Raw genomic sequence first — 26702 nt, 5'->3', positions numbered from 1 at the left:
CGACGAGATTGGCGACGAGGCGTGCGGCGAGGGAGTCCCCGCTGACGCAGAGGAGGAAGAGTGACCACCTTCAGCTCCCCGGTGCCCGCAGGGTGCCGGTTCACCAGCGCCTTCGGCCAGCGCACCCTGAATGGCCGCACCGCCCTGCATGCTGGGGCTGACTACGCTCCGCCCCGAGTCGGACAGACTGGCGTGACGGTCCACGCGGCGGCTGACGGCACTGTCCGTCGTACTGGGCGCGGCACGGTCGTCCCGTACCACTCCGGGTTCGCCATCTGGCTGGACCACGGGAATATCGGCGGCGACCGGATGCGCACCTATTACGGCCACCTTGCTTCGATCCGGGTCAAGCCCGGCCAGCGGGTGAAGGCCGGTGAGGTTATCGGCATCATGGGTGGTTCGGGCAACCGGACCATGAACGACTTCGGGGTGCACCTGCACTTCGGCGTGGCCCAGAACCACGACCGCCCCGTGCATGCGGCTCCGCGCCTCGGCGCTCCGGGATGGATCGACCCCATCAAGTGGCTGGCCTCTAAGGGCGTCAGCATCGGCAAGGACTCGCCGGTCACGCCGTCCGCATCTTCCGGATCGTCCTCCAGCGGCGGCTCCAGTTCCAGTGGCAAGCACGTGCACCCGAATGCCACGCTGACGGCCCGCCTGGACAAGGCTGGCTACAAGCGCCGGAAGTTCATCGCCGACCGCGTGAAGACCTATCAGGGCGCCCAGCTCTTCGGGGGCCTCGTGGCTGACGGCCACTGGGGCAGTGTGACCGACGCGCACTTCGAGTGGGTGAAGCGGCTGCAGGGCGCCATGAATGGCTGGAAGGGCACGAAGCTCCAGGTCGACGGCGACTACCGCCGCCTGACCCAGGACCGCGTGACGGAGCTGCAGCAGCGCAACCGTGGAGGCGCCTATCAGGGCGTCGTGGACGGCGTGCCCGGCCCAGTGTTCTGCCGCATGCTCGGCATCCCCACTCATCCCTGACAAGGAGGCGTCATGACTGACAAGCTCATCAAGGACCGCAAGACGCGGAAGTATCTGTACCGGGTCTCCATGGCCCTGATCCCCCTGCTCATCTCGTTCGGATTCCTCAACGAGGACATCGCCGGAGATGTGGCCCTTCTGCTGGCTGCAGTCTTCGGGTTCGGCGCGCCGGGCCTGGCTGACGCCAACACTGGCGACGAGCCGGACCAGGGGCTCGGAGCATAAGGGTCCAGAAACACGAAAAAGCCCCCTCACCGGGAAGCCGTAATGGCCTCTCAGTGAGGGGGCTTTTTGTCGTTTAGAGGGAGTCCAGATCGTGATGCTCGAGCCAGTCCTGCAGCTTGCCCCACTCGCCAGGGCACTCATGGGCGACGGACACCTGCATGCGGACTGCCATGTTGGCGCGGTAACCGCGCATGGCCTCCGGTCCAGCTTCGTCAATGTCGCTCTGGGCGACATAGGACGGGGGGCCGTAGAGGAGGCTATACCAGGAGCCCTGCACGCTGTCGTGGTCCTCGCCGCACGCTGGCATCAGGTCGCGCATGCTCAGCAGCTCGGCATCGTCCATGCCTGCAGTGCTCTCGTAGTGCTGCAGGTCGTGCAGCCATGCCTGGCGCTCCGGGTATGTCATGTCACTGAAGCCCACCGGGTCGGAGCCGGAGCACCCGACAAGCATCAACGTGGCGACGAGCGCCGCCATCCCCCTCTTCTTCATGCCCGGCACCCTCTCATAATGTCATGACTTTGTCAACCTCGCTGGCGATGTACGAGGCGATGGACTCCGCTGGCTGCGTGGCATCCACGAGCCGCGCCTTGTGGTTGCCCACGAGGAGCTGCCTGTATCGCCACCTGACGGCCTCCTGGTACTCGACGCTGGCCTCGTACCCATCCAGTGCCCCTCGGGCCTCCAGGCGGCTCCTGGCAGCCACTGCGGGCATGTCCAGCAGGAAGACCAGGTCCGGCTCCAGCTTACGCGGTCTGAGCAGGAAGTTTGCAATCTCCCATGAGGGGTTCTGATAGGCCAGGGTCGAGTAGAAGGAGCGGTCCTGGATGACCGGATACCCGTCGCGGATGGCATCCACTAGGCCCTCTTCCGCGTCCATCCTGTCAACCTCATACGCGAGAGCCTTCGCGTCGGCAGTGTGGGCCAAGTGGGCGTGGTCCGCCGTCTCCATGAAGTGCGGCTCGGATGCGAGGGACGGATGGCAGCCGTGGCTGAATATCAGGTGCCTGTCCAGCATGTCCACCTGCGTGGACTTCCCGGTGCCGTCGATCCCCTCGAGGATGATGTATGGATGGCGCCCATGGCGCTCAAAGAAGCCCATCATCCTCCTGCACCGGCTCGGACGCCATGAGCATTGCGGTAAAGAGCGTCACGGCTCCGGCGAAGACGGCGAGGATCGGCCCGTACCATCCGCTCATCGACCACGCGGCAATCGCCGTCACGCCGAGCGATCCGCCGATCATGCTTAGCGCGCCCAGCGGTCCTACGTCCAGGGTTCGGTGCATCTTGCTCATCTCTGCTCTCCTCCGTACTCGTTGCCGTAGCCCCACCGCGCTCCGCGATAGAGCTCCTTGCCCGGCAGGCCAGTGGTGGCCTGCTCCACTTCATCCAGTACCGCCGGGACGTCGAGCTTCTCCGGGACTTCCTTCGCCCAGCGGTTCAGCGTGTGAGTGATGTTGTCGACGCCGCGCTCCTCGTTGCGCTTCTCCGCCTCACTGAGGGCGGAGGCGGGCTCCTTGAGGGCGAAGCGCTTGTAGACGGCCAGGCGCTGCTTCGGCGGCAGCTTCTGGAATGCCTGCTGCATGTCGACTCGGGCGTCCACGTCGGGCACCTCGTCCTCTGGCGCCCATGCGCAGGTCTCGAGGTAGGCCCGCACCTCACGCGGCGTGTAGATATACGCGCCGGAGAAGTACATGTAGTCGATCTGCTCCTGGCTCTGGAGCCTCGAGGCTGCGCGGTACAGGCGCTTGCGCACCGCCTCCGGGCCTTGGTCTTTGAACGCCTTGTCAAAGGTCCGGGTGACCTCGACCCACAGGTCTCCCGCCAGGTCCTCGGCGGTTGAGACGTGGTAGCGGCGGTAGACCTGTTGCGCCACGTCCTGTACCGTGTCCCAATGGAGAAGTGTGAACTCCTCCAGCGTCTCGGCTCGACGCTCGACTTCGATCATGTCGGTCATAGAGCTCCTTAGAGGAAGATTGCGAGCAGCAGGGCCACGAGGCCGAGGATGAGGGAGAGCCCGCTCGCCACGGCGGCGCAAACGCTGACCTTGTCAGTGCGATCCAGCTCATCCTCCAGGTTGGGATGCAAGGTCCGCCGCGTCACCGACCAGTCCCTCGGGTCCGCCTCGCGGTCATCGAACTGGCGGCGCATAAAGACTCGCTCGTTGCCGAGAGCATCCTCCATCCGCTTCTCCAGGTCGATGAGGTCCAGGATCGTGGCTGCCTCATGATTGGCGTCACGGAGAGTCTGATTCAGCCCGACACGCTCGGCATCGGCGCGGTGATATCTCGGCAGGTCCTCGATGCTGTCGTAGTTCCCACTCATGCGTCCTCCTTGCGCTCCTCGGCCTTCGCGGCCTCAATCAGTCCATCCAGCAGCTTCTCGAATGCCTCGAGAGTCTCCTCTGAAGGCGGGTGCATCAGGCCGTTGCTGGCAACCCCCAGCGTGAATCCGGTCATGCACATGATCTTCCAGTCCTGCACACTTCCAGCCCGACTCATTCATCCCCCTTGGTCGTGAGGCGCTCCATGTACTGAATGCGCCCGCCGTTGATCGTCAGCAACAGGGAGCCGGGGTTGCCCGGCGTGCCCGTCTTGTGCTTCCACCACGTGCTCTCCGTCTCGAGTGCCGGGGCGCCAATGCGGATGCGCTGGCCCTGCTCCTCGACGGTGAAGTGGTGCTGGTGGCCATGCAGCAGGATCGTCGCCCTGCCTTCCGGCTGGCCTCCGAACGTCTGGCCCTGCCACCACTGGTACTCCTTGCCGATGCGGAACTGATGGCCGTGGACCTGGCAGACGATGGCACCGCCAAGCTCCTGCACCACCGACTGCTGGTCAGGCCCCGGAACGTAGCACTCCACGTGTCTGAAGGCGTCTGACTCGGAAAAGGCGATGGCATCCTCCACGGAGACCAGGGCCTGCACGGCCCATGAGTCGTCCATCCGCGTCTGGAGGTCCCGGCTCGACGCCTCGTCGTGATTGCCGGGCACGGAGGCCACGGTGAGCTTCTCGCAGTGCGGGGCGTACGCCTTGATCGCGTACATCATGAGCCGCTGGAGCACTCGCACCTGCTCGGTGAGGGTGCCGGTGGTCCGCCAACGGTTCTTGCCGCCCTGAGAGACGACGCCCTCGATGCAGTCGCCCAGCCAGGCGATGTGTACATGGCCGGGGCGATGTGGCCCCATGTCCATGTAGCTCTCCACGCCCATGTCAATGTGGTCAATGACCCGCTGGGCGGTCTCCTCGACGGGGCTCTCGAGCTTGTAGAGCTGAGGGTCACCCAGTGCATGAACAAAGGCTCCGCCCGAGAAGTTGCGACTGCCGAGGGTTGTGATGACGGGAAGACCCTCGATCATCCGAAGCAGGCCCTCGATGTCCGACTTGGAGCTGGTGCGCTCCACCACGTCGAACTTGTAGGCCACAGCCGTGAAGGTGAAGGCGTCGAGGTCATCCTCGCCCTCGCTCACCTTGCGGTACGCCTCCGGGCGATAGGCCGTCCATGAGGACTGCTTCCACCCATTGGGGAGCATGTAGTGCTCCGGGTCGTAGCCGTGGTCCCGCAGCAGGGACTCCTCGGTGACCCCGTCAGCGTCGCTGTAGGGGCGGGAGACGATCTCCCTGGAGCCGTCCTCGCGGACTCGCTCACGAGCCCGCCACGCCTTCGGAATCTGGGCCTCAGCCTCCTTGCGGAGCTGGGCCTGCGTTGTGGCCTCGAGCTCTTCCTTCAGTACTGCCATGCACCCCTCTTCTCCTTGAAGTGGCCAACCTGTCGGCCCGTCACGCTGGAGTGGGCGTACTGATTCAGCAGTCGCGCCAGCGTCGTGTGCTTGTAGTCGCCGGAGTCCAGGGCTCCCAGCCACGCCGCGCAGTCCTCGTGGCTCAGTCGGCCGAGCGCCCGCGCCACCGCATCCCCGCGAGCGTCCGGCCCAATCTCATCCAGCTCATCCGCCAAGCTCATTCAGCCTCCCCTGCGTAGGTCCAGTCGTCGCCGTTCCAGACGTGCATGCGGTTCTGGTCGCGCCCGTCGACCTCCGCCAGGATCACAGGGGTGACGTCAAAGGCTCGTACGGCTGCCTTCTCCCCCGATGCATCCTCGATGACGATGGTGTTGTCGCTGTCGAAGAGGACGTCCGTCACCTCGACGCGGGTTCCCTCGGGGATCAGCACGCGCTGGAGGCCGAATGTGTACGCCTCCACGTCGTCATCGAGGATGACGACCGCCCCCGGAGTGACCAGCGAGTGGTAGCGCTGCAGCTCTGCCTGGTTCACGGCCAGGGGGTGCAGGGCGTCCACGTCGGAGGCAGCTGCGATGAACTTCAGCGTCTCCACGAGGTCGCTCGGCCCCTCGTTCTCTGCCAGCAGCTCCACGAGGCTCATGCGGGGCGACAGCCGCCACCCTCCGTCGAGGATGAACTGGTTCCGGCTTCCGGTCTCCAGGATCACCTCGTAGCGGTCTCGCTTCACCCCTGACCACAGGCGGGCGAAGACTCGCTTCAGGAACGGGACGAAGCGGAGCCCCACGGTGAAGCCGTTGACCCCGTCCGGGTGCCATGCGCGGTCAGCGTGCTGGCCTAGCATGGGCTCAACCTTCTCGTCATCGGCCTGGGCTTCAGCAGTGTTCTTCTCGGTCATGTCTCCCCTAGTTGTTGCGGGCTCAGAAGGAGCCCTGAATCCAGTCACGGAGGCTCTCGGCCCCGCCGTCCACGTAGGCACTGTTCACGTCGTGCCCGGCTGGCATTAGGACCACCTTCACGCTGCGGTTGCCCAGCTTGCTGGCGAGCATGTCGCCGAACTCTGCGCCCTGACCCTTGTCGTCGTTGTCCGCGAGGATCACGACGTTCTCGAATCCGTCGAGCATGAGGCCGAAGTGGTCGCGCCACCCCTGCACCCCTGCGATGCCGACTGCGGTGTAGCCCAGCTGCTGGGCGATCAGGGCATCCATCTCGCCCTCTGTGATGTACGCGGTGCTGCCGGTCTGGTCTCGGGCCAGCGCCAGCGCGTTGTACATCTTCACGTCGGCGCCGCCGAGGTCCATGTACTTCGCTTTCGCCCCACTCGAGGGCATGGCCCGAAAGCGGAGCTTCACCACGCCCGAGGTGGTCAGGTATGGGATCGAGATGCGGCCCTGCACCTGCTGGTGCTCAGGAGCGGCGTCTCCTACGTACCCGAGCCTGGCGTCTGCGACGGTCTGCTCTGTCAGGCCGCGACTCAGCAGGTACTCCATGGCCTCCCCATGGTCCTGCAGCTGGGCCTGATATGCCGTCGCCTGTGAGCCAAGCTCGCTCTTCTGCTCGCTGCTTAGCGGTCGGGAAATCACAGCCCTCCTCCCTCATGATGATGTCGAAGCTGTCGCCGCCCCAGTCGCAGCCGAAGCAGCGGGCTCGATTGTTGGTCACGTCCACGGACGCGGAGGCGTGGCGGTCGAGGTGGACCGGGCAGTTCACCTTCACGCGCCCGTGGGACTGGTGGACGGTCAGGTCGTAGTAGTGCTCCACGACCTGGCGGATGTCCGGCTTCTCGTCCGCCACGCCGCCCCCTAGAAGGTTGCGAGGATGAAGGCTCCGGCCATGCCCAGGAGTGCCGTGCCAGCGAGCATCGCGCCGCCGATGATGGTGAGAATCCCCGCGTCGGACACTGTGTCGCTGAAGACAATCCCCTCGCCGACCGCCCACAGCATGAATCCGACAAATGCCGCTGCGAGCCCGGCGAGAACTGCGAAAGACAAAACGATCATCACTTCTCCTCCTTGAGCTTGACGACCTCCGGGTAGATCAGGCTGTTCTCCAGCCCGATGTACTCGAGGCCCATCTGGGCCAGCCAATAGGCGTCCACCTCGTCCGAGTTGGACAGGATGCTGCGAGCCCGCGCCGACTGCATCTCTGCGGCCTCGCGCATGCCCTGCTTGTCGGCCCGGCCGGAGCCGGTGGCGGACTTCTTGAGGGTGGCGGGCGAGGTGCTCATGTACGGCACGTCCAGTCGCCGCAGGACCTCTCGTGCCACGCCTTGCGCCCGGCCCGTGAGTCCTGCGCTCTTGGCGTGGGTAGGTAGGTCCTCCAGTACCACCAGAGCGGGCTCCCACTGTCGCAGCAGGCCCTCCAGGTCCTTGCTGAGGTGCACCAGGCGATAGTCGCCCTTGACCTTGCGGTCCAGCGGGAGGGTCCACGCCATAGTCATGGCGTCCTCCCAGTCCACGACTGCGACACCCGTTGAGGTGAGTGACAGGTCAAGACCCATCACGTACTTGCTCATCTTCACTTGTGTATCCCCTAGTTGTTTCGAGGAGCGTCACTCCTCTATGCGCATCCGACCGGGGTCAACCCTCAGTCGCGCCATGCGTCCACCGCTGGCGTCCGCCGCCCCATTCCGGTTCTTCACCACAGACACGTGGAGGTACTGCTCCTCGGGCCTGTGAAGGGTGAGAATGAGACTGGCGGTCTTGGTGATCTTGCCGCGCACGCCGGAGAGCGGAATCTTGGCAGAACCGTTCTCGAACTCGCCGCCCACATGGTGGAGGGCGATGCAGGCCGCGCCCGTCTCGAACGCCAGGTTGCGCAGGAACTGCGTGGCGTCTTCGAGAGCGCGGAACTCGTCCGCATCTTCCGGGTCCGACAGGTCCTTGAGTACGTCGACCACGATCACCTCGGGGTAGGCCCCGTGGAGCTCCACGTAGGCATCCAGTCGCCGCTCGATATACGAGGGCGTGGGCGAGGTGGTGAAGTCGAAGTCGATGTGCGAGGACTCGCGCAGCACTTTGGCCTGGATGGCCTCGGAGGCTTTCGCCTCCTCCATGCGCTCAACCTCGGACTGCTCGTAGCCAGTGGCCAGTGCAGCTGCGCGCTTGTAGATCACGTCCGGGCCGGTGTCGGCGCTGAAGTACAGCACCGAGTTCTTGCCCGTCTTGTCGCCGTGGTGGACCATGGCGTGAGTCAGGAGGGTCTTGAGCCCGCCGGGGCCAGCAGCAATGAGTGTCAGTTGACCCCGGCGAATGGTGGCTCCGAGCCGCTCGAGCCCCTGGAGTGGGGACTTGATCGGCTCCCCCGCGTCGGCAGTCCTGCGTAGTGCTTGAATCAGACTTGCCAACGAGGCTCCTCTACTTCTTCCAGGCGGGCTTCGGCCGACCGCCAGCAGCGGCAGGCTTCGCCTCCTCCTTGGGCTTCTCATCGGTGAGGCCGGGCTCGCTCGGCCATGGAGACTCGCTGGTCTCGGCGGGCTTCGCGGAAGCCGGTGCGGGCTTCTTCTCCTGCGGCGGGCTCATAGGCTCCGCGCCCAGCTGCTTGCCGAGCTGGTACGCAGCCTGGAAGTCCTTCGCCGCATTGCCCAGCGTGGAGAACACGGCGCCCTCCTGCACGGCCTTCACGCGGTCATGCAGCTGCTCCACCGTCTCGGCCTGAATGCGCAGCCACGGTGCGTCGTAGCCCTTGTCCGCCTTCAGGGTCAGTTCATAGGGGGTTGATACTCCCTCGCTCATGCATCCTCCTTCGGGACGTACTCAAGAACCTCGTAGTCGAGGATGTCACCGGAGTCCAGCCAGCCGATCCCTTCGACCTCCCACTGGATGCCGGGGTCGCCGTCGTGCATCGCCTCGACCGGGAGGTCGATCTGGCCATAGTTGTCCGCCTGCTGGGCGTCCAGCTCGAGGATCAGGATCAGGGAGCCCTGGCCCATGTCCTTGAGCGCGGGCTTCGTCGCAGGCAGGCTCTTGCCCAGCTGCTCGGCGGCGGCGTCTCGCACGGCCTGCTCGAAGTCCGCATCGGGCGCCACCTCGCGGGCCTGCCCCACGGGGATCAGGCGGACGGATGCGCCGACCTCGTCCCCCTCGGCGATGAAGAAGCTCTCGAACTCGGCGAGATTCGCGTCATCCAGCTCGAAGTCCAGGGTGAGGGTCTCGCCCTCCTCGTCCTCGAGCTCCAGCTCGACCTCAAAGGACTCCTCCTCCTCGGGCAGCAGCTCGATGATGCTCAGGCCAACCCGCGCCGCATCCTCGGACAGGCTGGAGGCGAGCTCTGAGTTGCCGAACTCGGCCTGCATGCCGGACCACTGGGCCAGTGCGAGTGCGTGGTCCACGCGCTCCTTCGCCAGCGCTCGTGTCAGTTCGCTCGTGTTCATGCGTCCTCCTTCTTGGGGATGAACTCAATGACTTCGTAGTCGAGGATGAACATGTTGCTGATGAACCCCACTGGACTCTCCATGCGCCACGGGGCCGTGTTGGTGCCGTCATGCTCTGCCACCACTGGCACCACGGAGTTTGTGGACCACTCCCGGTCCACCTCGAGAATCCGAATCTTCGACCCCTCGCCCATGTCCTCGAGCGCAGGCTTTTCGACCACGATGCGGTCAGCCCGAATGGAGCCATCCACGGTCAGCTTGTCAGCACTCCAGGACGTGGGTAGGGGCTGGCTCTCGCGCAACTGCGCGTACGCCACGACGAGGGCCTCGTTGGTCGACCTGGCCATCTCGGCCAGCTCGTTCATGACCTGCCTGGCGCTCTCGAGCCACCGCTCAGCAGAGTCGTCACTGCCGAGCCCCTCGAGCTCGCCAGCCACTCGGCTCAGCGTGGCGAAGTGGCTCAGCTTCTCCTCAAAGACGTCGATGTTCATGCACCCTCCCCTTGCTCTGCCTCCATGCGAGCGATGTGGCCAACCGCCCCGAGCAGCGTCTCGAAGTAATCGGCGTCAAGCACCTCCCCGCCACCCTTCGGCTTGGTCGTGAGCTTCGCCCACCAGCCCCTGCGGTCCTGCTCGATGGACCACCACGCCTTAATCTCGATGTTCATTCGTCCACCTTCCTCACGTACTCGATGCGCTCGGCGCCCTCTGCTTCTGCTGCGTAGATGGCCTCGCCATGGTCGGTGGCCCAGACGTTCATGACCACGAGCTGGTCGACCCCGCCCAGCACTGCCAGGTAGCCCACCTCGAACTCGTGGACGACCTCCTCGTCACGCATAAGGGACTGCGCCTCCACGCTCACGGGGGCAAAGGAGGCCACGCCCCCCAGCTCCAACTCCATGCGCGTCAGCGGGGCGCCCTGGACTTCGTGCTCGTGGGTCGCGGTCGCCTCTTGGGCCGTCACCTCGTAGGTGATGCCCCCATGGGTGAAGGTCAGCTGCACGGGCACCTGGTAGTTGACCGCCTGCGGCTTTTCACGAGCGCGGAGGCGGTCGGCCTCCTCCTGAATGTCCGAGAGGTCGCCCACGTACGCCTCCCAGTCCCCGATTGCCACGCTGTCCTCATGCGTCTCGAGCGCAGCGATGGCCTTGAGTGTCAGCTCTTTCCAGCTCCTAGCCAATGCGCTCAACCCCCACTGCAGTCAGCATGTAGTCGCGCTCCTCGCCTGCGCGGGCGACCTCGTCACCCAGCAGGGCCTGCGCCTCCTCGAGGGCGGCGTCAACGGCTCCGTCCTCAGCGCTTGATAGCACGGTCAGCTCGTACTCGGCGCCGCTCAGCTCGTCCTCCACTCGCACGAGCCACTCGCCGGGCTCGTCACTCAGGACGCTGCTCTCATATGCGCTCTCCCAATTGCGCATGGCGCTCCTCTCCCCTAGTTGTTGAAGTCTGGTGGCCCAGACCGGGAGAGCTTGTGACCCTCCCGGTCCTGGACTCGCTCAGCGTGGCGTCATGCGCCCCACGGAGTGTCGCCCGGCTCGGGGGCGGTGTACTCGGCGTCGAACTGCTTCGGCGGGTGTGCGCCGGGGCGCGCCGGGGTGCCGAGCCCGGTGTAAGTGAGCTTGAGGATGCCGCCCGGCTCGAGTGACGAGACCCCGGCGTCCATGAGGGCCTTGCCGATGGCCCGCTTCTGGGCGAACTTGGAGACTGCGAGGACGACCTGCGCCTCCTCCTCCGACTCGGCGTCGTAGTCGAGGCCCTCGATCATCTCTTCCATGATCTGGTTGCCGTTCTTGTCGACCTCGGGCTCAGAGGTGCCGAAGATCATCTTCGGGCGCGAGGTGTGCCCGCGAACCTCGAGGGTCACGGAGTCGCCGGGGTTCGCAAACCGCTGACCCTGCTTGATGAACTTGCCGGAGGCGGACTGTGCTGCAGAAAGGAATCCGTTCAAGGTATCTCCCCTAGTTGAAGTGGTAGTGATGAACCGATATGAAGTTGTCGTTCAGGAGCTCAGTAGCTCCTGAGTCCTGCTGTGTGGGCCTGCGCTGCGGCCATGTGGCCCTTTGCTCGGCACCACTGGGCCACGCCGCAGACCCGCTCACAGCCGTCCGTGGGGTTTGGCAGGAAGACCTGCTCCCGGATGCCGTAGTCGGCGTCGCGGAACATCTGCGCCAGCACCTGCTCGCCGTTGGTGCCTTCGCCGTCGAGGTCCACCTCGATGAGCTGGCACTCCTTGCCCGCCGCACTGCGCGCATTGGGGTTCGGGAGCTTGAGGTAGCTGGCCCGCGAGACCTCCATGCCCGCCCGCTCTAGCGCCAGCTTGTAGACGCTGAGTTGCAGGTTGGACGCTGGGGTCTTGGCGCCGGTCTTGAGGTCTCGCACCTCGATGGAGCCGTCGCCCCACTCCACGACCTGGTCGATGTATCCCCTGACCGGGATGCCTCCCAGCTCGAGGTCGAAGCTGCGCTCACTCTCAACGACCCGCCACAGGTGATCCTGCGTCCTGGCCCAGTTGAGATACTCGAGGACCTGCCACCAGCCCTTGTCCTCTCGGTCGCTGAGGTCGTCAAACCCCTTCTTGCGCCCGCCTGTCATCCAGTGCTGCTCGTCGGGCCACGCCTCTACGAGCTTGTTGGCCTCGTTGCGGTAGCTGGTGAGGTACAGGTCCTCGAGGTCCTCCACCCGCATTCCCCGCCCGCTGTTCTCCCAGTGCTCGATGACCTCGTGCACTGCGTGCCCCTGGACGAACCAGGCGGCGGGGCGGGCGGGCGCCTTGGCGATTCGCTCGAGGCGGAATGCCTCACCGCAGCTCGCGTAGCTGCTCAGCTGACTGACGCTCCTGTGGGGCGCGCCCTCAGTCGTGGCTTCGGCCAAGCCTGGCCTCCTCCTCGTAGATTTCGGCCTGCGCTTCGTGCATCTCGCGCAGCAGGGGTTCCATCTCCTCCCGGAGCCATGTGGCTCGGGCGAAGAGGACCACCGCCGTCGCCAGCGGCGCCAGCCAGGCCAGGGTGAACCACATCTTGTGGTCGCCAGCGAATGGGAGGTAAAGGAGCGGGACGACGCTGGCCCCGGAGAGCCAGGTGGCAGCCCGCTCAAGATGGATGGGAACTTTCAGTCGTGACATGACATCTCCTCTCAATCGGCTATCAACTATACGGTGACAATGGCTAGCCGGTGGACGGTATATGGCCGTCGTTGGGCGCCATCCTCCGACACTTGCGTGATTGACGACATGCCAATGACACGTCATACTCTTGCCTCATGGCAGTGAAAAAGAATCCCCGGAACAGCAAGAAGCCCTGGACTGTCGACTATCGAGACGGCGCCGGACGTCGCGTGCGCAAGAGCTTCGCCACCAAGCGAGAGGCACTGGACTACGATTCCGACGCCAGGCGCCAGGCGTCCAGCGCGGGCGCCACCGACCCCGCACTTGCGCAACGAACGACAGTCGGCATGGTCTGGCCGAAGTATCTTGAGCGCGTGACTCAGGTGGGGACGGATGGCCGTGGACCCGCCTCTCCGCGCACAGTGGCGGACTACGAGTGGTCCTGGAGGGCATACGTGGAGCCCCGATGGGGCCTCGTGCCCCTCTCCGCCGTTCGCACAGGCGAAGTGGAGCAGTGGGTGGAATCCATGCCCGCGAGGCGCGGAGGGGGCGTTGCTGGCCCTCGGCCTCGGGCTGAGGCGGGCAAGCTGTTGCGGCGAATCATGGACCATGCCGTGAGGCTCAGGCTGATCGACTCCAACCCCGTTCTCGGCAGGCTGGGCAAGCAGGAGGGCTTGCCATCCCCGCGCCGCAAGCGTCCGCATAGCCCGCTGACCATGAGCCAGCTCAAGCGCCTCGCCGGGGCGACGGGAGAGTGGGAGGGGCTGATCCTACTGGCAGGGACCTCCGGCCCCCGCTGGGGGGAGCTTACGGCCCTGCGGGGAGGCGACGTGAGGGGCGACCGACTGCGCATCGAGCGCGCCTGGTCCAACGTTCACGGCAGGCTCGAGCTCGGCCAGGTGAAAAGCAAGGAGCCGCGAACGGTCCCGATCCTCCCCAGCGTTGCTGAGAAGCTGCCGGAGGTGGACCCCATGGACCTCCTGTGGCGTGGGCCTCGCGGAGGGGTCCTGCGCAACGGATGGTTCCGGGAGCGGGTGCTCGAGCCCGCCATCGAGGAGTGCCAGGCAGAGGACCCTCTGTTTCCCTCCATCGTGATCCACGACCTGCGGCACACCGCCGTGAGCATCGCCATCGCCTCCGGCGCCAACGTGAAGGTGGTCCAACGGCTGGCGGGGCACGCGACGGCGATGCTCACCCTCGATACGTACGGCGGAATGTTCGACCGAGACCTGTTCGACATGGCCGGACAGCTCGACGCCGCGTACCGCGCAGCGTGACCTCTGTGTGTCCACAATGTGTCCATGACACCCTGTGCGAGGGGGTATTTCGCGTGGTCATGGGGCCTCGTGGGATGCCCCCTCGATGCGCTTACTTCCGCATGATTCCGGGGGTTCTAGCGTGGAGGGGATGACGGGAATCGAACCCGCGTCGTCGGTTTGGAAGACCGAAGCTTTACCATTAAGCTACATCCCCGTTCGCGACCGTCGTCGCAACGATCACCCAGCTTAGCAATGCGCTCCGCTGAGGCCAAAACCGACGCGCCGCCACCGATCCCGGCGCGTGTCGGGATACCCTCGACAGTGATGAGTTCAGAGCTTCCCCGCCCCGAGGAGCAGCATCCGACGGAGCAGCCTCCCGAGGATTCCACCTCGGCGAGCCTGATCACCGCCGCCTCCGCGCATGACGACGCCGCCGCCGCCTTGGCGCGCACCCGTCGCCCTGAGATCTGGGCCCCGCTGGCCCAGGCCCATGGCCGCCGGGCCTCGGCCATGCGTGCCCGTGCCGCCGAGCAGGACCCTGCCGACACGCCGATCACCGAGTCGGCCCAGTCCCGCGCCACGGCTCGCCGCGCCATCGAGGAGGCTCTCGAGGCAGCCGCCGCCCTGCCCTCGCCGGAGGAGGGCGCCACCCGGCCGCGGCTCCGACTGAGGATCGGCATCATCTGTGACCGGTTCCTGTTCGACACCTTCTCAGGGATCGCCGAGCTCATCCCGCTGACTCCCACCACGTGGCGGCGTCACCTGCATGACGTGGACGTGCTCCTGGTGGCGGCCACCTGGCGCGGCCATGACGGCAGCTCCTGGGACGTGACGGGTGCGCAGGCGCGCAGACGGCGCCGGCTGCTCACCGAGACCCTCATCCCGGCCTACCGCCGAGCCGGTGTGCCCACGGTCTACTACGGCAAGGAGGATCCGCCGGACTACCGGCAGTTCCTCGACGTCGCCCGCGCCTGTGAGCACATCCTCACCACGGCCGCCGAGATGGTCGAGTCCTACCAGCACGACTGCCCCGGGGCGCGCAGCATCGAGGTGATGCCCTTCGCGGTCAACCCGCTGCTGCACTCCCCCCTCGGATCCCGGCCCGCCGCGGGGGAACCGAACTGGTCCTCGGCCCGCCGCCCGGTCCTGTTCGCCGGCTCCTGGATGGGCCGGAAGTACCCGGAGCGGGCCGCCTACGCGCGCTGGATCTTCGACGGCGTGCTCCAGGCCGGTCGTCCGCTGGCCGTGGTGGACCGCTATCACGACGTCGAGGTGCCGACCCCCAACCAGCTCCTCCCCTATGAGTACTGGCCCTACCGCGTGCCCGCGATCGACCATCGCCGACTCATGGATCTGCAGAGGGTCACCGACGTCGCGATCAATCTGAACTCCGTGCTGGCCAGCCAGACCATGTTCGCCAACCGGGCGCTCGAGCTCCAGGCGGCGAGCACCCTGGTCCTCTCGACCTACAATCAGGGTCTGAACTCCTACCATCCGCAGGTGCGCATCGCGAACTCCGCGACGGAGGTGGCGGCCTCGCTGCGGGACCTGGACCTGGAGACCCTCCGCCGGGCGCAGGGGGACGGCGTCCGCCAGGTGTTCCTCGAGAACCACGGCGCTGACCTGCTGGCGCGGCTGGCCCGCATCGTCGGCCTCACTGTGGAGCTGCCCGGTGAACGGGTGCTCGCGGTGGCCGAAGCCCCCACCGAGCAGCTGCGCACGGACTTCGCGACTCAGAGCCGCGGCGCGGTCGACGTGGTCAGCTGGGAGGAGCTCCCGCAGCGGGCCGCCGAGGCCGAGATCCTGCTGCCGGTCTCCCCCGCCCGACGCTACGACCCCGAGTACGTGGCCGACCACACCGCCGCGCTGAGATTCCAGTCTGCGGGCCTGACCGTCAAGCTCGACGGCGATGCCGCCTCCACCGATCCTCTCGCCCACCGCCACCACCGCTTCGACCTGCTGGGTGGGCAGGCCGGCGCGCTCGAACTCGCAGCCGTGCATCGCCCCGCGGACCGCATCGCGGAGGGATCGCTGTCCCGCCGAGCTCTGACCGGGCCCCAGCAGCTGGCCTCCGCCCTGCAGGACGAACGTGCCTACGCGCTCGACCACCTTCAGCATCGGGTCCATCCGCAGTCGACCGTCCAGCCCCGGACGGACAGGCGCCAGGCAGATCGACTCCACCCCCTGGAGGTCTCAGCCTCGGACGAGGAGCCGGCGCTCAAGGAGCGGACGCCCGAGGGTGACAGTCTGGCGGCGGCCCGGCGGATGTTCCGCAGCACGGCCGAGGACCATGCCCTGCAGCTGGCGGTCATCGTGCCCATCTACAACAACGGACACCATCTGCGGCACAAGGCCTTCGCCTCGCTGCGGCGATCGGCCTCCTTCGAGCAGATGCATGTGCTGCTCATCGACGACGGGTCCACCGACGGCACCACCGCGGCGGTGGTCGACGAACTGGCCCGCACCTACCCGAACGTCTCCGCGTTCCATCACGCTCCCGGCGGATCCGGCTCCGCCTCCCGGCCCCGCAACACCGGGCTGGAGCTGACGTTCACGCCGTTCGTGACCTACCTGGATCCCGACGACGAGCAGCACGAAGACGGCTACATCCACCTCATGGAGCGCCTCCACGAGGCCGAGGAGGCCGACTTCGCCCTCGGCACCCAGATCACCTGGACCCACCGACGCACCGTGCTGGACGTGCACCGGTGGCTCAACGCCGGCATCCCCGAGGCCGACGGTCTTCGCCGCCCCGAGGCGGGGTCCCTGCGGGCGGTGAAGTTCCGGCCCGCCAGCATCGAAGGACTGGTGGCCCGGACGTACTGGCTCAAGAGTCTGGGCCTCACCCAGCCGGTGGGCGCCACCGGCCAAGACACCTTCTTCTTCCAGCAGATGCTGCACCACACCAAGGCCTACGTGGCGGTGCCGGACCCGGTCTACGTGTACTACGGCGCCGTGGACACTTCGATCGTCAATGTGGTGACTCCCAAGTATTTCCGGAAGTATCAGATCCTGGAGGCCGCGCGCGCGGCTTGGCTGCGCGAGACCGGCCTCATGCAGGACTACCTGGAGACCCGGTTCGAGCACTTCCTGGTCACCTGGTACCTGTGGAAGCTGACGCGTGTCGCCCCGGTGCATCGCCGCGAGGCCGAAGAGATCCTCCGCCAGATCATCATGGAGTACGTCCCCGATCCCTGGTCCCACCGGTGGCGCTCCCCCAAGGCGCTGCGCTTCTTCGGGCTGGCCAACCCGCAGCAGGTCCTCCGGGGGCGTCTCCCAGCCCCGGCGGCGCTGCGCCCGGCGCTCGGCGCGGCCCGGGACCGTCTGCGCGCAGAGGCCTCCGCGAAGGTCGGCTCCTTCAAAGGCTCCCCGCCCGGGCGTGCCCTCGGCGCAGTCTACCGGCGCACGATCAAGCCGGAGCCGACGGCGCAGCTCGCCATGATGGCCGACCTTCGGGAGGACCAGCGCAGGCTCGAGGCCGCCGACGGACCGTGGGAGTCGGTGATGGCCGCCGAAGATGCCGTGGACCGAGCCCTGCAGAGCCCGGCCGCGCGGAAGTCCGTGCCACAGGACCCCGCGGCCCGGAACTCCGCGACACAGGACACGGAGACACAGGACACCGCAGCGCAGGATCCGTCCCCCCAGCGCCCAGCGACACACGCCGTCGCTCCGCAGGACACGGCCGAGGAGCTCAGCGAGCGTACTCCTCGCGGGCGCGCCCGGTGACGGCCTGGACCATCCCGACTCCCTCGCGCAGCCACAGGCTGTCCTGATAGGTCACAGACTGACCCCGCAGACGCCTCAGCGCCACGCGGCCGGCGCCCAGCCCGATGCGGGCCACGGCCTCGCCGGTGATCCGGGCGGCCGAGTTCCCGGCCTTGACGGCCTTCTTCGCCCGGACATGTCCGGCGCGCACTCCGCGCGCGCGCATCCACTCGCGGGTGGCGCGCTCCGCGGGAACGTCCTCCTCCACGACGGCCTCGGCGCACCACCAGCTGGTGGCGCCGGCGGCCTGAAGGCGCCCGAAGAGCTCGGAGTCCTCCCCGCCGCTGAAGTTGAAGTCCTCGTCGAACCGGAACGCCGGCTCACCGGTGAACCAGTCCGCACGGACCAGCACATTGTTGGTGGCGGGTCGATACCTCCACGGTCCGGTGGGGAAATCGATGCGGCGGATGAAGCCCTCACCGGCAGCCTCTGCGGGAGCACCTGCCGGCATCACGGAGCGCACCGGACCGGAGACCGTGTCCGCTCCTGACCGATCTGCGGTGCGCACCAGCGCCGCGAGCCAGTCCGGATGGGCCCGCTCGTCGTCGTCGAGGAACACGACGGCATCCGCATCGTCCGGCAGCGCGTCGAGAGCCGCATTGCGCGCCGCCGCGATCCCGGGACGTGGCTGGTGCACCCACCTGGCCCCGGGCCAGAGGCGCCGGACCGTCTCCTCGGAGCCGCCGTCCGGATCGTTGTCCACCACCAGCAGATGCGGCCTCTGCGGCGCCCGCTGGGCCTGCAGGGACGTCAGGAGCTCGGCCAGCAGATCGTTGCGCCGATAGGTGCACACACAGATCCACAGCCGGTCCCAGTCGATCGGGCCGCGCGCGCTGCGAGCTCGCGGGTCGACCGTCTCGGCGGTGTCTCCGACGAGGTCGGCGAGCAGTCCGGCGTAGCGGCGACCGAGGCCGGGCAGATCCGCGTGCTGGGCCACCCAGCGACGCCCGCTCCGGGAGATCGGGGTGGAGGCCGGGTCCCGGGCCAGGTCCGTGAAGGTCGCCGCCAGCCGGTCGGCGCGATCAGCGGTCCGAGGGCAGGAGCCGGCGTCGGCGTCGGCGCCGTCGAGCACCGCGTCATCGAGCACCGCGTCATCGAGCACCGTGACGTTGTCTGCCTGCCGCAGGATCTCGGCGGCCTCCCCGGTCACCGCGGCGGTGATGTGCTTGCCGAGACCGAGCAGCTCGAAGGTCTTCGAAGGCACCGTCCAGGCGAAGGAGGCCCAGTCGGTGCGCAGGCTCACCAGCAGCGTGTCCGCCCAGCGGCAGTGCTCCCACACGGCCTCGCCGTGGCAGGGATCATGGAATTCGATGGCCGGGCAGTCGCCGGCCCGCTCCTGCAGCCGCGGCTTCTGGGTCCCGGAGCCGATGAGGCGCAGCGTCACCGTGACCTCTCCAGCGGCGTGCACCGCGCGGACGGCGTCGATCACGGACTCCAGGGCCTGGCTCTCTCCATGATTGCCCAGGTAGGCGACCCGCAGGCTGCCGGGCTCCCGCTCACGGTGCTCCAGGGACGGGACGCCGTCGAGATCCACACCGTTGCTGACCGTGGCCACCCGCTCCACGCCCCGCTCTGCCAGGCGTCGGGCGAAGCCCTGCGTCACCGTGACCACCAGGTCCGCGTCGCGCTGCACCCCGGTGACCACAGCCTCCATCAGTCGTCCGGCAGGCCCGGCGCGGACACCGGCCTCGCGGGCCAGCTCCGGCCACGCATCCCGCATGTCCACCACCAGCGGCACGCCCCGCAGGCGTGCCGCCGCCCAGCCCGCACAGATCACCGGCAGGGCGGGCACCGTGGCCACGACGACGTCAGGGCGGCGCGCCATCAGCGCCCGCGGTGCCATCAGCAATGAGGCGACGGCGTCGGAGGCGAACCTCCCCATCCGCGAGTTCGGCAGCAGGACGCGTGGGAGCCGCAGGACCCGCTCCCCGGCCGGGCCCGACGCGGCCGACCGGGGCGGCTCCCCTGCCGGGCCGCGATCCGGGGTGAGCCGCGGGTCCGGAGAGGGGGTGACGACGTCGACGTCCCACCCCTCCTCCACCAAGGACGCGGTGAGCCGCTGCCAGCGTCGCTGCGGCGGCGTGGATTCGGGCCAATAGGAATGGGTGAGCAGCTGCAGGCGCCTCACGGCTGAGTGACCTCCGCCCCATCCTCGACGAGGCCCTCCGCCGACTCCTCCTCGGTGAGCTCACCCTGCCCCGGCTCCTGGTCCTCCATCGGGTCCACCGTGAGGTCCTCGGGCGCGTCCTGCTCCTCCTGGGAATCCAGGTACTCCAAGAAGCCGTCCATGTTCTCCTGGCGCAGCGAGCGGCTCAGCAGCTCGAGGGCCTCCTCATCCTTGAGCAGGACCTGCGCTCCGCCGGAGGTCACGGTCGGCTCGCCGGTGGGGATGGTGAACATGTGGATGTCCTGGGACCGCAGGTCCCGCAGCTGGATCGCGTAGTCCACCGCGGTGCCGGAGTCCAGCCCTTCGTCCATCCAGAGGTACGGGACGATGCTGTTGACGGCGTCGGAGATCCGCTGCGGGCTGGTCAGGGTGTCCGCACTCAGGAAGCGGTCGACGATCGCCTGGACCACACGCTGCTGGTTCTGCACGCGCATGAAGTCGCCCTCGAGGAACGACTTGCGCTCGCGCACATAGCGCAGCGCGTCCGACCCTTCGAGACGGATGGTGCCCTCCGGGTAGAAGGAGGGGTTGAGCTGGCCCGCGGAGAACGCGACCGGGTTGTCCACGTAGACACCCTCCAGTGCGGTGGTCAGCTCCTCGAAGCCGTCGAAGTCGATGATCCCGATGTGGTCGATATGGGTGTCGAGCAGCTCCTCGACGGTGTCGATCACCAGCTCGTACCCCCCGGCGTCGAGGGCCGAGTTGATGCGGCCCTCTCCATGCCCGGGGACGTCCACCCAGAGATCCCGAACGATCGACATGACGTAGACCCCGGAGCGGTCGGCCGGAATGTGGACGAACATCATGGTGTCCGAGCGTTCCCCGTCCTCACCCTTGACCTCCGCCAGGTCGAGGCCCTCACCACGGCTGTCGGAACCCAGCAGCAGCATGTTGATCACGCCGTCGTTGGTGCGGTCGGCGGTCTCGTCCTCCAGGTCCATCTGCAGCACGTTGCGGTTCTCGTCGAAGTCAGTCTGCAGCTGACGCAGATAGAGCCCGGCGGCGACCACCGCCACGACGACCACTGCGGTCACAGCGACCAACGACCAGCCGGCGATCCGGCGGCGCCGGCGTCGTCGCGTCCGCTTCTCGTCCGAGGCGTCGGCCGACGGGCGGGTCGGCGCAGCCTCGGATGCGGAGGCGGCCGACGCAGCGGTCTCGCTGAGCCGCTTGGCCCGGCGGGGCCGGTGAGGCTGTCGCCCTGCGGCGGAGTCATGGTCGGCCACGGGGCCTCCCCTCGGAACGGAACGATCGGACGATCGGCGAGCCGGTGCGCACGCCGCAGAGCCGCGGAACGACCTGCCGCCCCGCGACCATCCCAGCCATGCTAGCGGACCGCAGGAGAGTCACCAGCGTCCGCGCCGAGGTCTGGGCTGGCATGTGGGGCACCAGTAGGAGGATCGCCCCATGAAGGCTGTGCGCCGGATCACGCCCGCGCGGGGCGTTCCAGCGCATCGGGGACAGGGCCGGCCCTCCTGACCGTAGGCCGCCAGGGACCGGTCGAAGTAGCCCGAGGCACCGTTGACGTTGACGTAGAGCGCATCGAAGCTCGTCCCTCCGGCGGCCAGCGCCTCCTCCATGACCTCGCGGGCGGCGGCCAGGACACGGCCAGCCTCAGCCCGGGTGATGGTCTCGGTGCGCCGGGCGAAATGCAGCCGCGCTCTCCAGAGCGCCTCGTCCGCGTAGATGTTGCCGATCCCGGAGATCAGCGTCTGGTCCAGCAGCGAGCGCTTGAGCCCGGAACGCCGGCGTCGGAGTGCCCGGAACAGCCTCTCTGCCGCGGTCTCCTCCGCCGCCGGCCCCTCCGAGGACACCAGGTCCTCGAACGGGTCCGGAGCGATGTGGACCACCGGAGCAGGGACGGCTCCGGACCAGTGGTCGGCCGGCACGAGAGGGCTGACCTGCATACCGCCGAAGATCCGCTGGTCCACGAAGCGCAGCTGCTCGGGAGCCCCGGCACGGGGGCTGAGGTCCAACGAGATCTTCAGGTGCTTCTCCACGGGAGCGTCGCGGTCCTCGACAAGGACCTGGCCGCTCATCCCCAGATGCACCAGCAGCGCGGAGGGCTGTTCCTCCGCCACAGGGACGGCAGGGCGGGCGGTGGCCGTGGAGGCGGCGTCCTGCGACGTCGAGGGACCCTCGTCGGCCGGCGACGGCCCGAGCGGGATCCACAGGTACTTGCCGCGCCGCTGCGGAATCTCCAGCAGCCGCCCCACGAGCCGGGTACGGAAATCCTCTCCGAGGGGAGGCGGTGTGCCGACTGCGGACTCCGGTCCTGCAGGGATCCGCGGCTCGTGCCGTCGGAGGCTGCGCTCGTCATGGACGTCGACGGCGGTGATCACCCGGCCGGTCGCCCAGTCGGCGATCCCGCGTCGGACGACCTCGACCTCAGGAAGCTCCGGCATGGCGTTCGGGTCCGAAGGGTCAGCGGTCCAGGACGGCGCGCAGCACGTCGTCGCCGTCGGAGCCGGTGGACAGCGTCGAAGCGGTCAGGCGGGCGGCCTCCCGCTCGGCCTCCTTCTTGGACTTGCCGGTGCCGGAGGCATACGACTCGCCGCCGATGGTCAGCGTGGCTGTGAACGTCTTGTCATGGTCGGGGCCGGAATCCTCGATCACGTAGCGGACCTCGCCCAAGTCACGCTGTGCGGAGATCTCCTGGATGGTGGTCTTCCAGTCCTTACCGGCGCTCATGGCCTGGGCGTCGGAGAGCAGCGGCACCACCAGTCGCAGCACGAGGCGCCGCGCGGTCTCGAAGGAGGTCGAGAGGTAGGCGGCTCCGATGAGCGCCTCCATGGTGTCCGCGAGGATGGAGTCCTTGTCCTGTCCCCCGGTCCGCAGCTCGCCGGTTCCGAGACTGATGTGCGGGCCGACGTCGTGGCCTCGGGCGATGCGCGCCAGCGCCCGGGTGCTCACCAGCGCAGAGCGCAGCTTGGCCAGGTCACCTTCGGAGAGGTCCGGATACGTCCGGAACAGATAGTCGGTGACGGCATAGCCCAGCACCGAGTCGCCCAGGAACTCGAGGCGCTCGTTCGTGGGGATCCCGTCGTTCTCGTAGGCGTAGGACCGGTGCGTCAGGGCACAGCGAAGAGTCTCGGGGGCGATGTGCACCCCGAGACTCTTCACCAATGATTCATGGTCGTCCGCTCCGACGGGACCGTCGGAAGGAGCCGCTGAGGTCACGCGTCGGCGACCTTGCGACCCTTGTACTCGTAGAACAGCGGGGTGCCGGCCGAGTCGGTCACGAGCTTGGCCTGGTGCGGCTGGCTGTAGACGACACGACCGTTCTCGACCGTCTTGACCAGCGTCGGCGCCTGGGCCTTCCACTGCGAACGACGGTGACGGGTGTTGGCACGGGACTTCTTCCGCTTCGGAACAGCCACGGTGTCTCTCTTCTCTCTCGGTGTCGGTCAGGTCAGCAGGAGGGACGCTCGCCCCTCCCCGATGGAGTCTCGGTCAGTCTTCGGGCTCGTCCAGCCCGTTCCGCAGGTCGGCCAGGGCCGCCCAGCGGGGGTCGATCTGCTCGTGGAAATGCTCGGGGTCGTCCTCCATGCGGAAACCGCACTGGGAGCACAGCCCGGGGCATTCCTCGCGGCAGACCGGCTGGAACGGCAGCGCCGAGACCATCAGGTCCCGCAGCACCGGCTCCAGGTCGATCGTGAGGTCGTCGCCGATGAGGCGTTCGTCCTCGTCCTCAGCCTCTCCGGACGCCTGAGCGGCGCGCTCCGGAAAGGTGAACAGCTGCATGACGTCCACGGTGAGCGGGTAGCCCAGCTCATCGAGGCAGCGTCCGCATTGGCCGGCCACCTGTGCCGAGGCGGTGCCGGTCATCAGCACACCTTCATGCACCGACTCCAGCCGCAGGTCCAGTTCGAGGTCTTCGCCCTGGCGGAATCCCACCAGCACTGTGGAGAACTCCGCGGGCACGCCGACGGTCCTGGTGAGATGCTGCTGGGTGCCGGGCCTGTCCCGGAGCTCCTTCACATCGATCACCAGGTGGCTTCCGCGCGGTGCAACCACGGTGGACACTCCCTGAGGACGACGAACACTTCGATCCTGTGGACCGACGTGCCAGTCTATCCCACACGATGCGCCGCTGACGAATCCTGGGACGGCGCCCTTCCAGGCGTGTCGCGACCCGTCAGCACCTGGGCGGCTCGGCGACCGCCCTGACGCTCACAGCTGGGTCACGAACTCCTTGAGCCAGCCCCGCAGGTCCTGGCCGAGGTCCTCCCGGTCCACGGCGAGGGTCACCACGGCCTTGATGTAGCTGAGCTTGTCCCCGGTGTCATAGCGACGTCCGCGGAACACGACGGCGTGGACGCCGCCGCCCTCCTCGACGGGCCGCTGCGCCATCGCCTCCAGGGCGTCGGTCAGCTGGATCTCGTCGCCCCGCCCCGGAGGGGTCTGCTCGAGCTGGTCGAAGATCGCCGGATGAAGCACATAGCGGCCGATGATCGCCAGGTTCGACGGCGCCTCCTCGGCCGGCGGCTTCTCCACGAGCCGCGTCACCGGCACCACGGTGTCGCCGTTCTCGGCCTGCCCGGTCCCCCGCCCACCGGTGTCGACCACACCGTAGGCGCTGATGTCCTCGAGCGGGACCTCCATCACCGCGATCACGGACCCTCCCAGGTCACGCTGCGTCTGCAGCATCGTGGTCAGGAGCTCATCACGCGAGTCGATCAGGTCATCGCCCAGCAGGACGGCGAAGGGCTCCTCGCCGACGTGCTGGCGGGCACACAGGACCGCATGCCCGAGGCCCTTGGGATCGCCCTGTCGCAGATAATGGATGTCCCCCAGCTCGGTGGCCTCCCGGACGGCGGCGAGCTTCTCCTCGTCGCCCTTGGCCTCCAGCGTCGCCTCAAGCGCCGGGACCCGGTCGAAATGGTCCTCCAGCGAGCGCTTGTTCCGCCCGGTGATCATCAGGATGTCGTCCAGGCCCGCCGCAGAGGCTTCAGCCACCACGTACTGGATGGCCGGCTCATCGACCACCGGCAGCATCTCCTTGGGCATCGCCTTCGTCGCCGGAAGGAAACGGGTCCCCAGACCCGCCGCGGGGATGACGGCCTTGGTGATCGGCTTCATGGTGCTCCTCGACCTCTCTCTGGACTGGACGACACTGGTATCCGGGAATCTAACACGGCGCCGACGTCGCCCCGCCCCCGGTCAGCTCTCATGACGCCGGTCGGCGAGCCGCCGCTGCACAGCGCGCGGCACATGCTCCGAGACGTCCCCTCCGAGGCGGTGCACCTCTTTGATCAGCGTCGAGGACAGATGCGTGTACCGGCCGTCCGCCGGGAGGTAGACCGTCTCCAGGCCGGAGAGATGGCGATTCATCGTGGCCATGGGCGTCTCATAGGCCAGGTCCTTCGCGTCGCGGAGCCCCTTGACCACCGCATTGGCTCCGTGGGCACGGCAGAACTCCGTCAGCAGCCCCTCCCCGAGCGGCTTGACCGTCACGCCGCGCACATACGAGAAGGTCTCCTGCGCCATCTCCATGCGCTCCTCCACCGAGAACATCGGGGCCTTGTGCATGTTCGGGGACACAGCGACGATGACCTCGTCGAAGAGGTTCGAGGCACGGGCGATGATCTCGACATGCCCGTTGTGCAGGGGGTCGAATGATCCGGGGCACACAGCAGACTGCATGTACAGGACCCTACTGCAGGTGATCACCGCCGAGTGGGAGCCGACGGCGATGTGTCTGCCGGATGTCGAACGGGAAGACCCGAGCAGGAAGTGTCGAGCAGGAACTGTCTACGATGGGAGGCATGCTCTCCCGCCCTGACCCCAGCTCCGCGACCGGTGGCGAGTCCGCCGCCGAGGCCGGAGGCGCGACGGCCTCCCGGGCGCCCCTGGACCACCGCCCCCTGTGGGTCAAGGCGTCCATCGGCGCGAACACCTATGACTTCGCCTCCGGGCGCGTCCTGCCCACCGTCTACGAACGCACCACTGCGGCGGCGCTGCACCACGGAGCCGTGAACCTCGGCCAGGGCTTCCCCGACCGGGACGGACCCCGGTGGCTCACCGACGCCGCGGCCGAAGCCATCACGGACCCCGACGTCGGACCGACCAACCAGTACGCCCCCGGCACGGGGCTGCCGGTGCTTCGGGCCGCCGTGGCCGATGCGCACCGGGCCCGCTACGGCGTGGAGCTGGACCCCGTCGACCAGGTCATGATCACCACGGGCGCCACGGAAGGCATCACCGCGGCGATCCTGGCGTTCGCCGAGCCCGGATCCGAAGTCCTCACGTTCGAGCCCCACTACGACTCCTACGGAGCCTGCGCGGCGCTCGCCGGGGCCGAGCTCATCGGGGTGCCGCTGCGGGGGCCGGACTTCAGGCCCGACGTCGAAGCGCTCCAAGCGGCCGTCACCGAGCGGACGTCGCTGATCCTGCTGAACACCCCGCACAATCCCACCGGCACCGTCTTCAGTGCGGAGGAGCTGCGGCGCATCGTGGACATCGCGCGCAGGCACGGCCTGCGCATCATGTGCGACGAGGTCTATGAGCATCTCGTCTTCGAGGACGCCGCCCACCAGCATCAGACCATCCTGGCCGTGCCGGGCGCCGACGAGGTCGCCGTGGCGGTGGGATCGGCCGGGAAGTCCTTCTCCGTGACCGGCTGGAAGGTCGGCTGGGTCACCGGGTCCGCGCGGCTGCTGAACCAGGTGCGCGGCGTCAAGCAGTTCCTGAGCTTCTCCTCCGGTCCCGCCTACCAGTGGGCGGTCGCCCAGGGGCTGCGGGACGATCACGGATTCTTCGCCGCGAACGTCGCCGAGCTCGCCGCGGGACGCGACCTGCTGCGCGCCGGCCTCGCCGACGTGGGACTGCGCCCGCACCGCGCTGAGGCCGGATACTTCGTGGTCGCCGACATCCGCGCGATCACCGACCTTCCCGGACCGGCGTTCTGCGATCTTCTGGTCCGCCGGGCCGGCGTCGCCGCGATCCCCGTCTCCGCGCTGACCATCCAGCATCGCGCTTCCCTCGACGACGAGCTCCAACATCTGGTCCGGTTCGCCTTCTGCAAGGACCCTGCGACCCTCGAAGAGGCGGTGCGCCGCCTGCGCACCCACCTCCCCGCGGCCCTGGAGTGATTC

The 26702-nt window shown here is 67.7% G+C and carries 35 protein-coding genes, 1 tRNA gene and 1 pseudogene; 5 read left to right on the top strand and 32 right to left on the bottom strand.

All coding sequences use genetic code 11. The annotated features are described in order from the left end of the window. Positions 1–60: 60 nt before the first annotated feature. On the top strand, positions 61–984 hold the full coding sequence (locus tag Q7C18_RS02705) for a M23 family metallopeptidase (RefSeq protein ID WP_311024038.1): 924 nt from the start codon (positions 61–63) through the stop codon (positions 982–984). Positions 985–996: 12 nt separating this feature from the next. Then, positions 997–1209, top strand: coding sequence for a hypothetical protein (locus tag Q7C18_RS02700; protein WP_311024037.1), 213 nt, complete (start codon positions 997–999; stop codon positions 1207–1209). Between the two features lie 73 nt (positions 1210–1282). On the opposite strand, the gene Q7C18_RS02695 is transcribed toward Q7C18_RS02700, so the two are convergent. The 23 genes and pseudogenes from Q7C18_RS02695 to Q7C18_RS02590 all read right to left on the bottom strand — a co-directional run bounded on the left by Q7C18_RS02695 (position 1283) and on the right by Q7C18_RS02590 (position 12432). After that, entirely contained in the window at positions 1283–1684 is a 402-nt protein-coding gene (locus tag Q7C18_RS02695) for a hypothetical protein (RefSeq protein WP_311024036.1), read from the bottom strand. Positions 1685–1712: 28 nt separating this feature from the next. After that, positions 1713–2312: a hypothetical protein gene (locus Q7C18_RS02690; protein ID WP_311024034.1), complete on the bottom strand. Its 600-nt coding sequence runs from the start codon at positions 2310–2312 to the stop codon at positions 1713–1715. Next, positions 2296–2502 carry a hypothetical protein gene (locus Q7C18_RS02685; protein WP_311024032.1) on the bottom strand — a complete coding sequence of 69 codons (207 nt, stop codon included), beginning with the start codon at positions 2500–2502 and terminating at the stop codon, positions 2296–2298. The genes Q7C18_RS02690 and Q7C18_RS02685 overlap by 17 nt, the downstream gene beginning before the upstream one ends. Next, complete coding sequence (locus Q7C18_RS02680) at positions 2499–3164, bottom strand: hypothetical protein (RefSeq protein WP_311024030.1); 666 nt, start codon at positions 3162–3164, stop codon at positions 2499–2501. The genes Q7C18_RS02685 and Q7C18_RS02680 overlap by 4 nt, the downstream gene beginning before the upstream one ends. 8 nt (positions 3165–3172) lie before the next feature. After that, positions 3173–3532 (bottom strand): hypothetical protein, encoded by a 360-nt coding sequence (locus Q7C18_RS02675; RefSeq protein ID WP_311024029.1) that lies wholly within the window; start codon positions 3530–3532, stop codon positions 3173–3175. Beyond that, entirely contained in the window at positions 3529–3666 is a 138-nt protein-coding gene (locus tag Q7C18_RS02670; protein ID WP_311024027.1) for a hypothetical protein, read from the bottom strand. The genes Q7C18_RS02675 and Q7C18_RS02670 overlap by 4 nt, the downstream gene beginning before the upstream one ends. A 38-nt stretch (positions 3667–3704) precedes the next feature. Beyond that, positions 3705–4943 (bottom strand): hypothetical protein, encoded by a 1239-nt coding sequence (locus Q7C18_RS02665; RefSeq protein WP_311024026.1) that lies wholly within the window; start codon positions 4941–4943, stop codon positions 3705–3707. Continuing rightward, complete coding sequence (locus Q7C18_RS02660) at positions 4931–5164, bottom strand: hypothetical protein (RefSeq protein ID WP_311024025.1); 234 nt, start codon at positions 5162–5164, stop codon at positions 4931–4933. Before Q7C18_RS02660 ends, Q7C18_RS02665 begins: the two co-directional genes overlap by 13 nt. After that, positions 5161–5838, bottom strand: a complete 678-nt coding sequence (locus Q7C18_RS02655; protein ID WP_311024024.1) for a hypothetical protein — start codon at positions 5836–5838, stop codon at positions 5161–5163. Before Q7C18_RS02655 ends, Q7C18_RS02660 begins: the two co-directional genes overlap by 4 nt. Positions 5839–5860: 22 nt before the next feature. Continuing rightward, positions 5861–6523: a toprim domain-containing protein gene (locus Q7C18_RS02650; RefSeq protein WP_311024022.1), complete on the bottom strand. Its 663-nt coding sequence runs from the start codon at positions 6521–6523 to the stop codon at positions 5861–5863. Positions 6524–6548: 25 nt separating this feature from the next. After that, positions 6549–6701, bottom strand: a pseudogene (locus Q7C18_RS16745) (CHC2 zinc finger domain-containing protein); the annotation flags it as partial. A gap of 41 nt (positions 6702–6742) precedes the next feature. After that, positions 6743–6940, bottom strand: a complete 198-nt coding sequence (locus Q7C18_RS02645; RefSeq protein WP_311024020.1) for a hypothetical protein — start codon at positions 6938–6940, stop codon at positions 6743–6745. Continuing rightward, on the bottom strand, positions 6940–7455 hold the full coding sequence (locus Q7C18_RS02640) for a crossover junction endodeoxyribonuclease RuvC (RefSeq protein ID WP_311024019.1): 516 nt from the start codon (positions 7453–7455) through the stop codon (positions 6940–6942). The genes Q7C18_RS02645 and Q7C18_RS02640 overlap by 1 nt, the downstream gene beginning before the upstream one ends. Before the next feature lie 36 nt (positions 7456–7491). Further along, positions 7492–8286, bottom strand: a complete 795-nt coding sequence (locus Q7C18_RS02635; RefSeq protein ID WP_311024017.1) for a DnaB-like helicase C-terminal domain-containing protein — start codon at positions 8284–8286, stop codon at positions 7492–7494. A gap of 10 nt (positions 8287–8296) precedes the next feature. Then, complete coding sequence (locus Q7C18_RS02630) at positions 8297–8674, bottom strand: hypothetical protein (RefSeq protein WP_311024016.1); 378 nt, start codon at positions 8672–8674, stop codon at positions 8297–8299. Next, positions 8671–9312, bottom strand: coding sequence for a hypothetical protein (locus Q7C18_RS02625; RefSeq protein WP_311024015.1), 642 nt, complete (start codon positions 9310–9312; stop codon positions 8671–8673). Before Q7C18_RS02625 ends, Q7C18_RS02630 begins: the two co-directional genes overlap by 4 nt. Further along, the gene (locus Q7C18_RS02620) at positions 9309–9803 is read right to left on the bottom strand and encodes a hypothetical protein (protein ID WP_311024014.1); all 495 of its coding nucleotides are present in this window, start codon (positions 9801–9803) and stop codon (positions 9309–9311) included. The genes Q7C18_RS02625 and Q7C18_RS02620 overlap by 4 nt, the downstream gene beginning before the upstream one ends. Next, positions 9800–9979: a hypothetical protein gene (locus tag Q7C18_RS02615; RefSeq protein WP_311024013.1), complete on the bottom strand. Its 180-nt coding sequence runs from the start codon at positions 9977–9979 to the stop codon at positions 9800–9802. The genes Q7C18_RS02620 and Q7C18_RS02615 overlap by 4 nt, the downstream gene beginning before the upstream one ends. Further along, positions 9976–10425 (bottom strand): hypothetical protein, encoded by a 450-nt coding sequence (locus tag Q7C18_RS02610; protein ID WP_311024012.1) that lies wholly within the window; start codon positions 10423–10425, stop codon positions 9976–9978. The genes Q7C18_RS02615 and Q7C18_RS02610 overlap by 4 nt, the downstream gene beginning before the upstream one ends. A 58-nt stretch (positions 10426–10483) precedes the next feature. Then, positions 10484–10729, bottom strand: a complete 246-nt coding sequence (locus Q7C18_RS02605) for a hypothetical protein (RefSeq protein WP_311024011.1) — start codon at positions 10727–10729, stop codon at positions 10484–10486. 89 nt (positions 10730–10818) lie between these two features. After that, complete coding sequence (locus tag Q7C18_RS02600) at positions 10819–11259, bottom strand: hypothetical protein (protein WP_311024009.1); 441 nt, start codon at positions 11257–11259, stop codon at positions 10819–10821. Between the two features lie 59 nt (positions 11260–11318). Next, the gene (locus Q7C18_RS02595; protein WP_311024007.1) at positions 11319–12182 is read right to left on the bottom strand and encodes a PD-(D/E)XK nuclease family protein; all 864 of its coding nucleotides are present in this window, start codon (positions 12180–12182) and stop codon (positions 11319–11321) included. Then, positions 12163–12432, bottom strand: coding sequence for a hypothetical protein (locus Q7C18_RS02590; RefSeq protein WP_311024005.1), 270 nt, complete (start codon positions 12430–12432; stop codon positions 12163–12165). The genes Q7C18_RS02595 and Q7C18_RS02590 overlap by 20 nt, the downstream gene beginning before the upstream one ends. A gap of 596 nt (positions 12433–13028) precedes the next feature. On the opposite strand from Q7C18_RS02590, the gene Q7C18_RS02585 reads away from it, so the two are divergent. Further along, entirely contained in the window at positions 13029–13691 is a 663-nt protein-coding gene (locus Q7C18_RS02585; RefSeq protein ID WP_311024004.1) for a site-specific integrase, read from the top strand. Between the two features lie 122 nt (positions 13692–13813). Here Q7C18_RS02585 and Q7C18_RS02580 read toward each other — a convergent pair. Further along, positions 13814–13887 (bottom strand) — tRNA-Gly (locus tag Q7C18_RS02580). Positions 13888–13997: 110 nt separating this feature from the next. On the opposite strand from Q7C18_RS02580, the gene Q7C18_RS02575 reads away from it, so the two are divergent. Then, positions 13998–17399 carry a glycosyltransferase family 2 protein gene (locus tag Q7C18_RS02575; protein ID WP_311024003.1) on the top strand — a complete coding sequence of 1134 codons (3402 nt, stop codon included), beginning with the start codon at positions 13998–14000 and terminating at the stop codon, positions 17397–17399. Here the strand turns inward: Q7C18_RS02575 and Q7C18_RS02570 are convergent. The 8 genes from Q7C18_RS02570 to coaD form a co-directional block, all read right to left on the bottom strand. After that, entirely contained in the window at positions 17365–19566 is a 2202-nt protein-coding gene (locus Q7C18_RS02570) for a glycosyltransferase (RefSeq protein ID WP_311024002.1), read from the bottom strand. The two genes, Q7C18_RS02575 and Q7C18_RS02570, sit on opposite strands and share 35 nt — an antisense overlap. Then, positions 19563–20831, bottom strand: coding sequence for an LCP family protein (locus Q7C18_RS02565; protein WP_311024001.1), 1269 nt, complete (start codon positions 20829–20831; stop codon positions 19563–19565). The genes Q7C18_RS02570 and Q7C18_RS02565 overlap by 4 nt, the downstream gene beginning before the upstream one ends. A 120-nt stretch (positions 20832–20951) precedes the next feature. Beyond that, complete coding sequence (mutM, locus tag Q7C18_RS02560; RefSeq protein WP_311024000.1) at positions 20952–22010, bottom strand: bifunctional DNA-formamidopyrimidine glycosylase/DNA-(apurinic or apyrimidinic site) lyase; 1059 nt, start codon at positions 22008–22010, stop codon at positions 20952–20954. Positions 22011–22029: 19 nt separating this feature from the next. After that, positions 22030–22713, bottom strand: a complete 684-nt coding sequence (rnc, locus tag Q7C18_RS02555; RefSeq protein WP_070161054.1) for a ribonuclease III — start codon at positions 22711–22713, stop codon at positions 22030–22032. A 68-nt stretch (positions 22714–22781) separates the two neighbouring features. Beyond that, positions 22782–22985: a 50S ribosomal protein L32 gene (gene rpmF / locus Q7C18_RS02550; protein ID WP_070161041.1), complete on the bottom strand. Its 204-nt coding sequence runs from the start codon at positions 22983–22985 to the stop codon at positions 22782–22784. Between the two features lie 73 nt (positions 22986–23058). Continuing rightward, positions 23059–23622, bottom strand: coding sequence for a YceD family protein (locus tag Q7C18_RS02545; RefSeq protein ID WP_311023998.1), 564 nt, complete (start codon positions 23620–23622; stop codon positions 23059–23061). 156 nt (positions 23623–23778) lie between these two features. Continuing rightward, positions 23779–24687, bottom strand: coding sequence for a UTP--glucose-1-phosphate uridylyltransferase GalU (gene galU / locus Q7C18_RS02540; RefSeq protein WP_085437403.1), 909 nt, complete (start codon positions 24685–24687; stop codon positions 23779–23781). Between the two features lie 81 nt (positions 24688–24768). Continuing rightward, on the bottom strand, positions 24769–25251 hold the full coding sequence (gene coaD / locus Q7C18_RS02535) for a pantetheine-phosphate adenylyltransferase (protein WP_070161039.1): 483 nt from the start codon (positions 25249–25251) through the stop codon (positions 24769–24771). A gap of 122 nt (positions 25252–25373) precedes the next feature. Here coaD and Q7C18_RS02530 point away from each other — a divergent pair, with 122 nt between their 5' ends. Beyond that, positions 25374–26699 (top strand): aminotransferase class I/II-fold pyridoxal phosphate-dependent enzyme, encoded by a 1326-nt coding sequence (locus Q7C18_RS02530; RefSeq protein ID WP_311023997.1) that lies wholly within the window; start codon positions 25374–25376, stop codon positions 26697–26699. Positions 26700–26702: the final 3 nt, after the last annotated feature.

Origin of the sequence: Nesterenkonia sp. CL21 (assembly GCF_031705515.1) — a bacterium.
Taxonomy (GTDB): Bacteria; Actinomycetota; Actinomycetes; order Actinomycetales; family Micrococcaceae; genus Nesterenkonia; species Nesterenkonia aethiopica.
The sequence above is the reverse complement of the archived record's forward strand: the minus strand, read 5'-3'. Positions and strand labels throughout refer to the sequence as shown.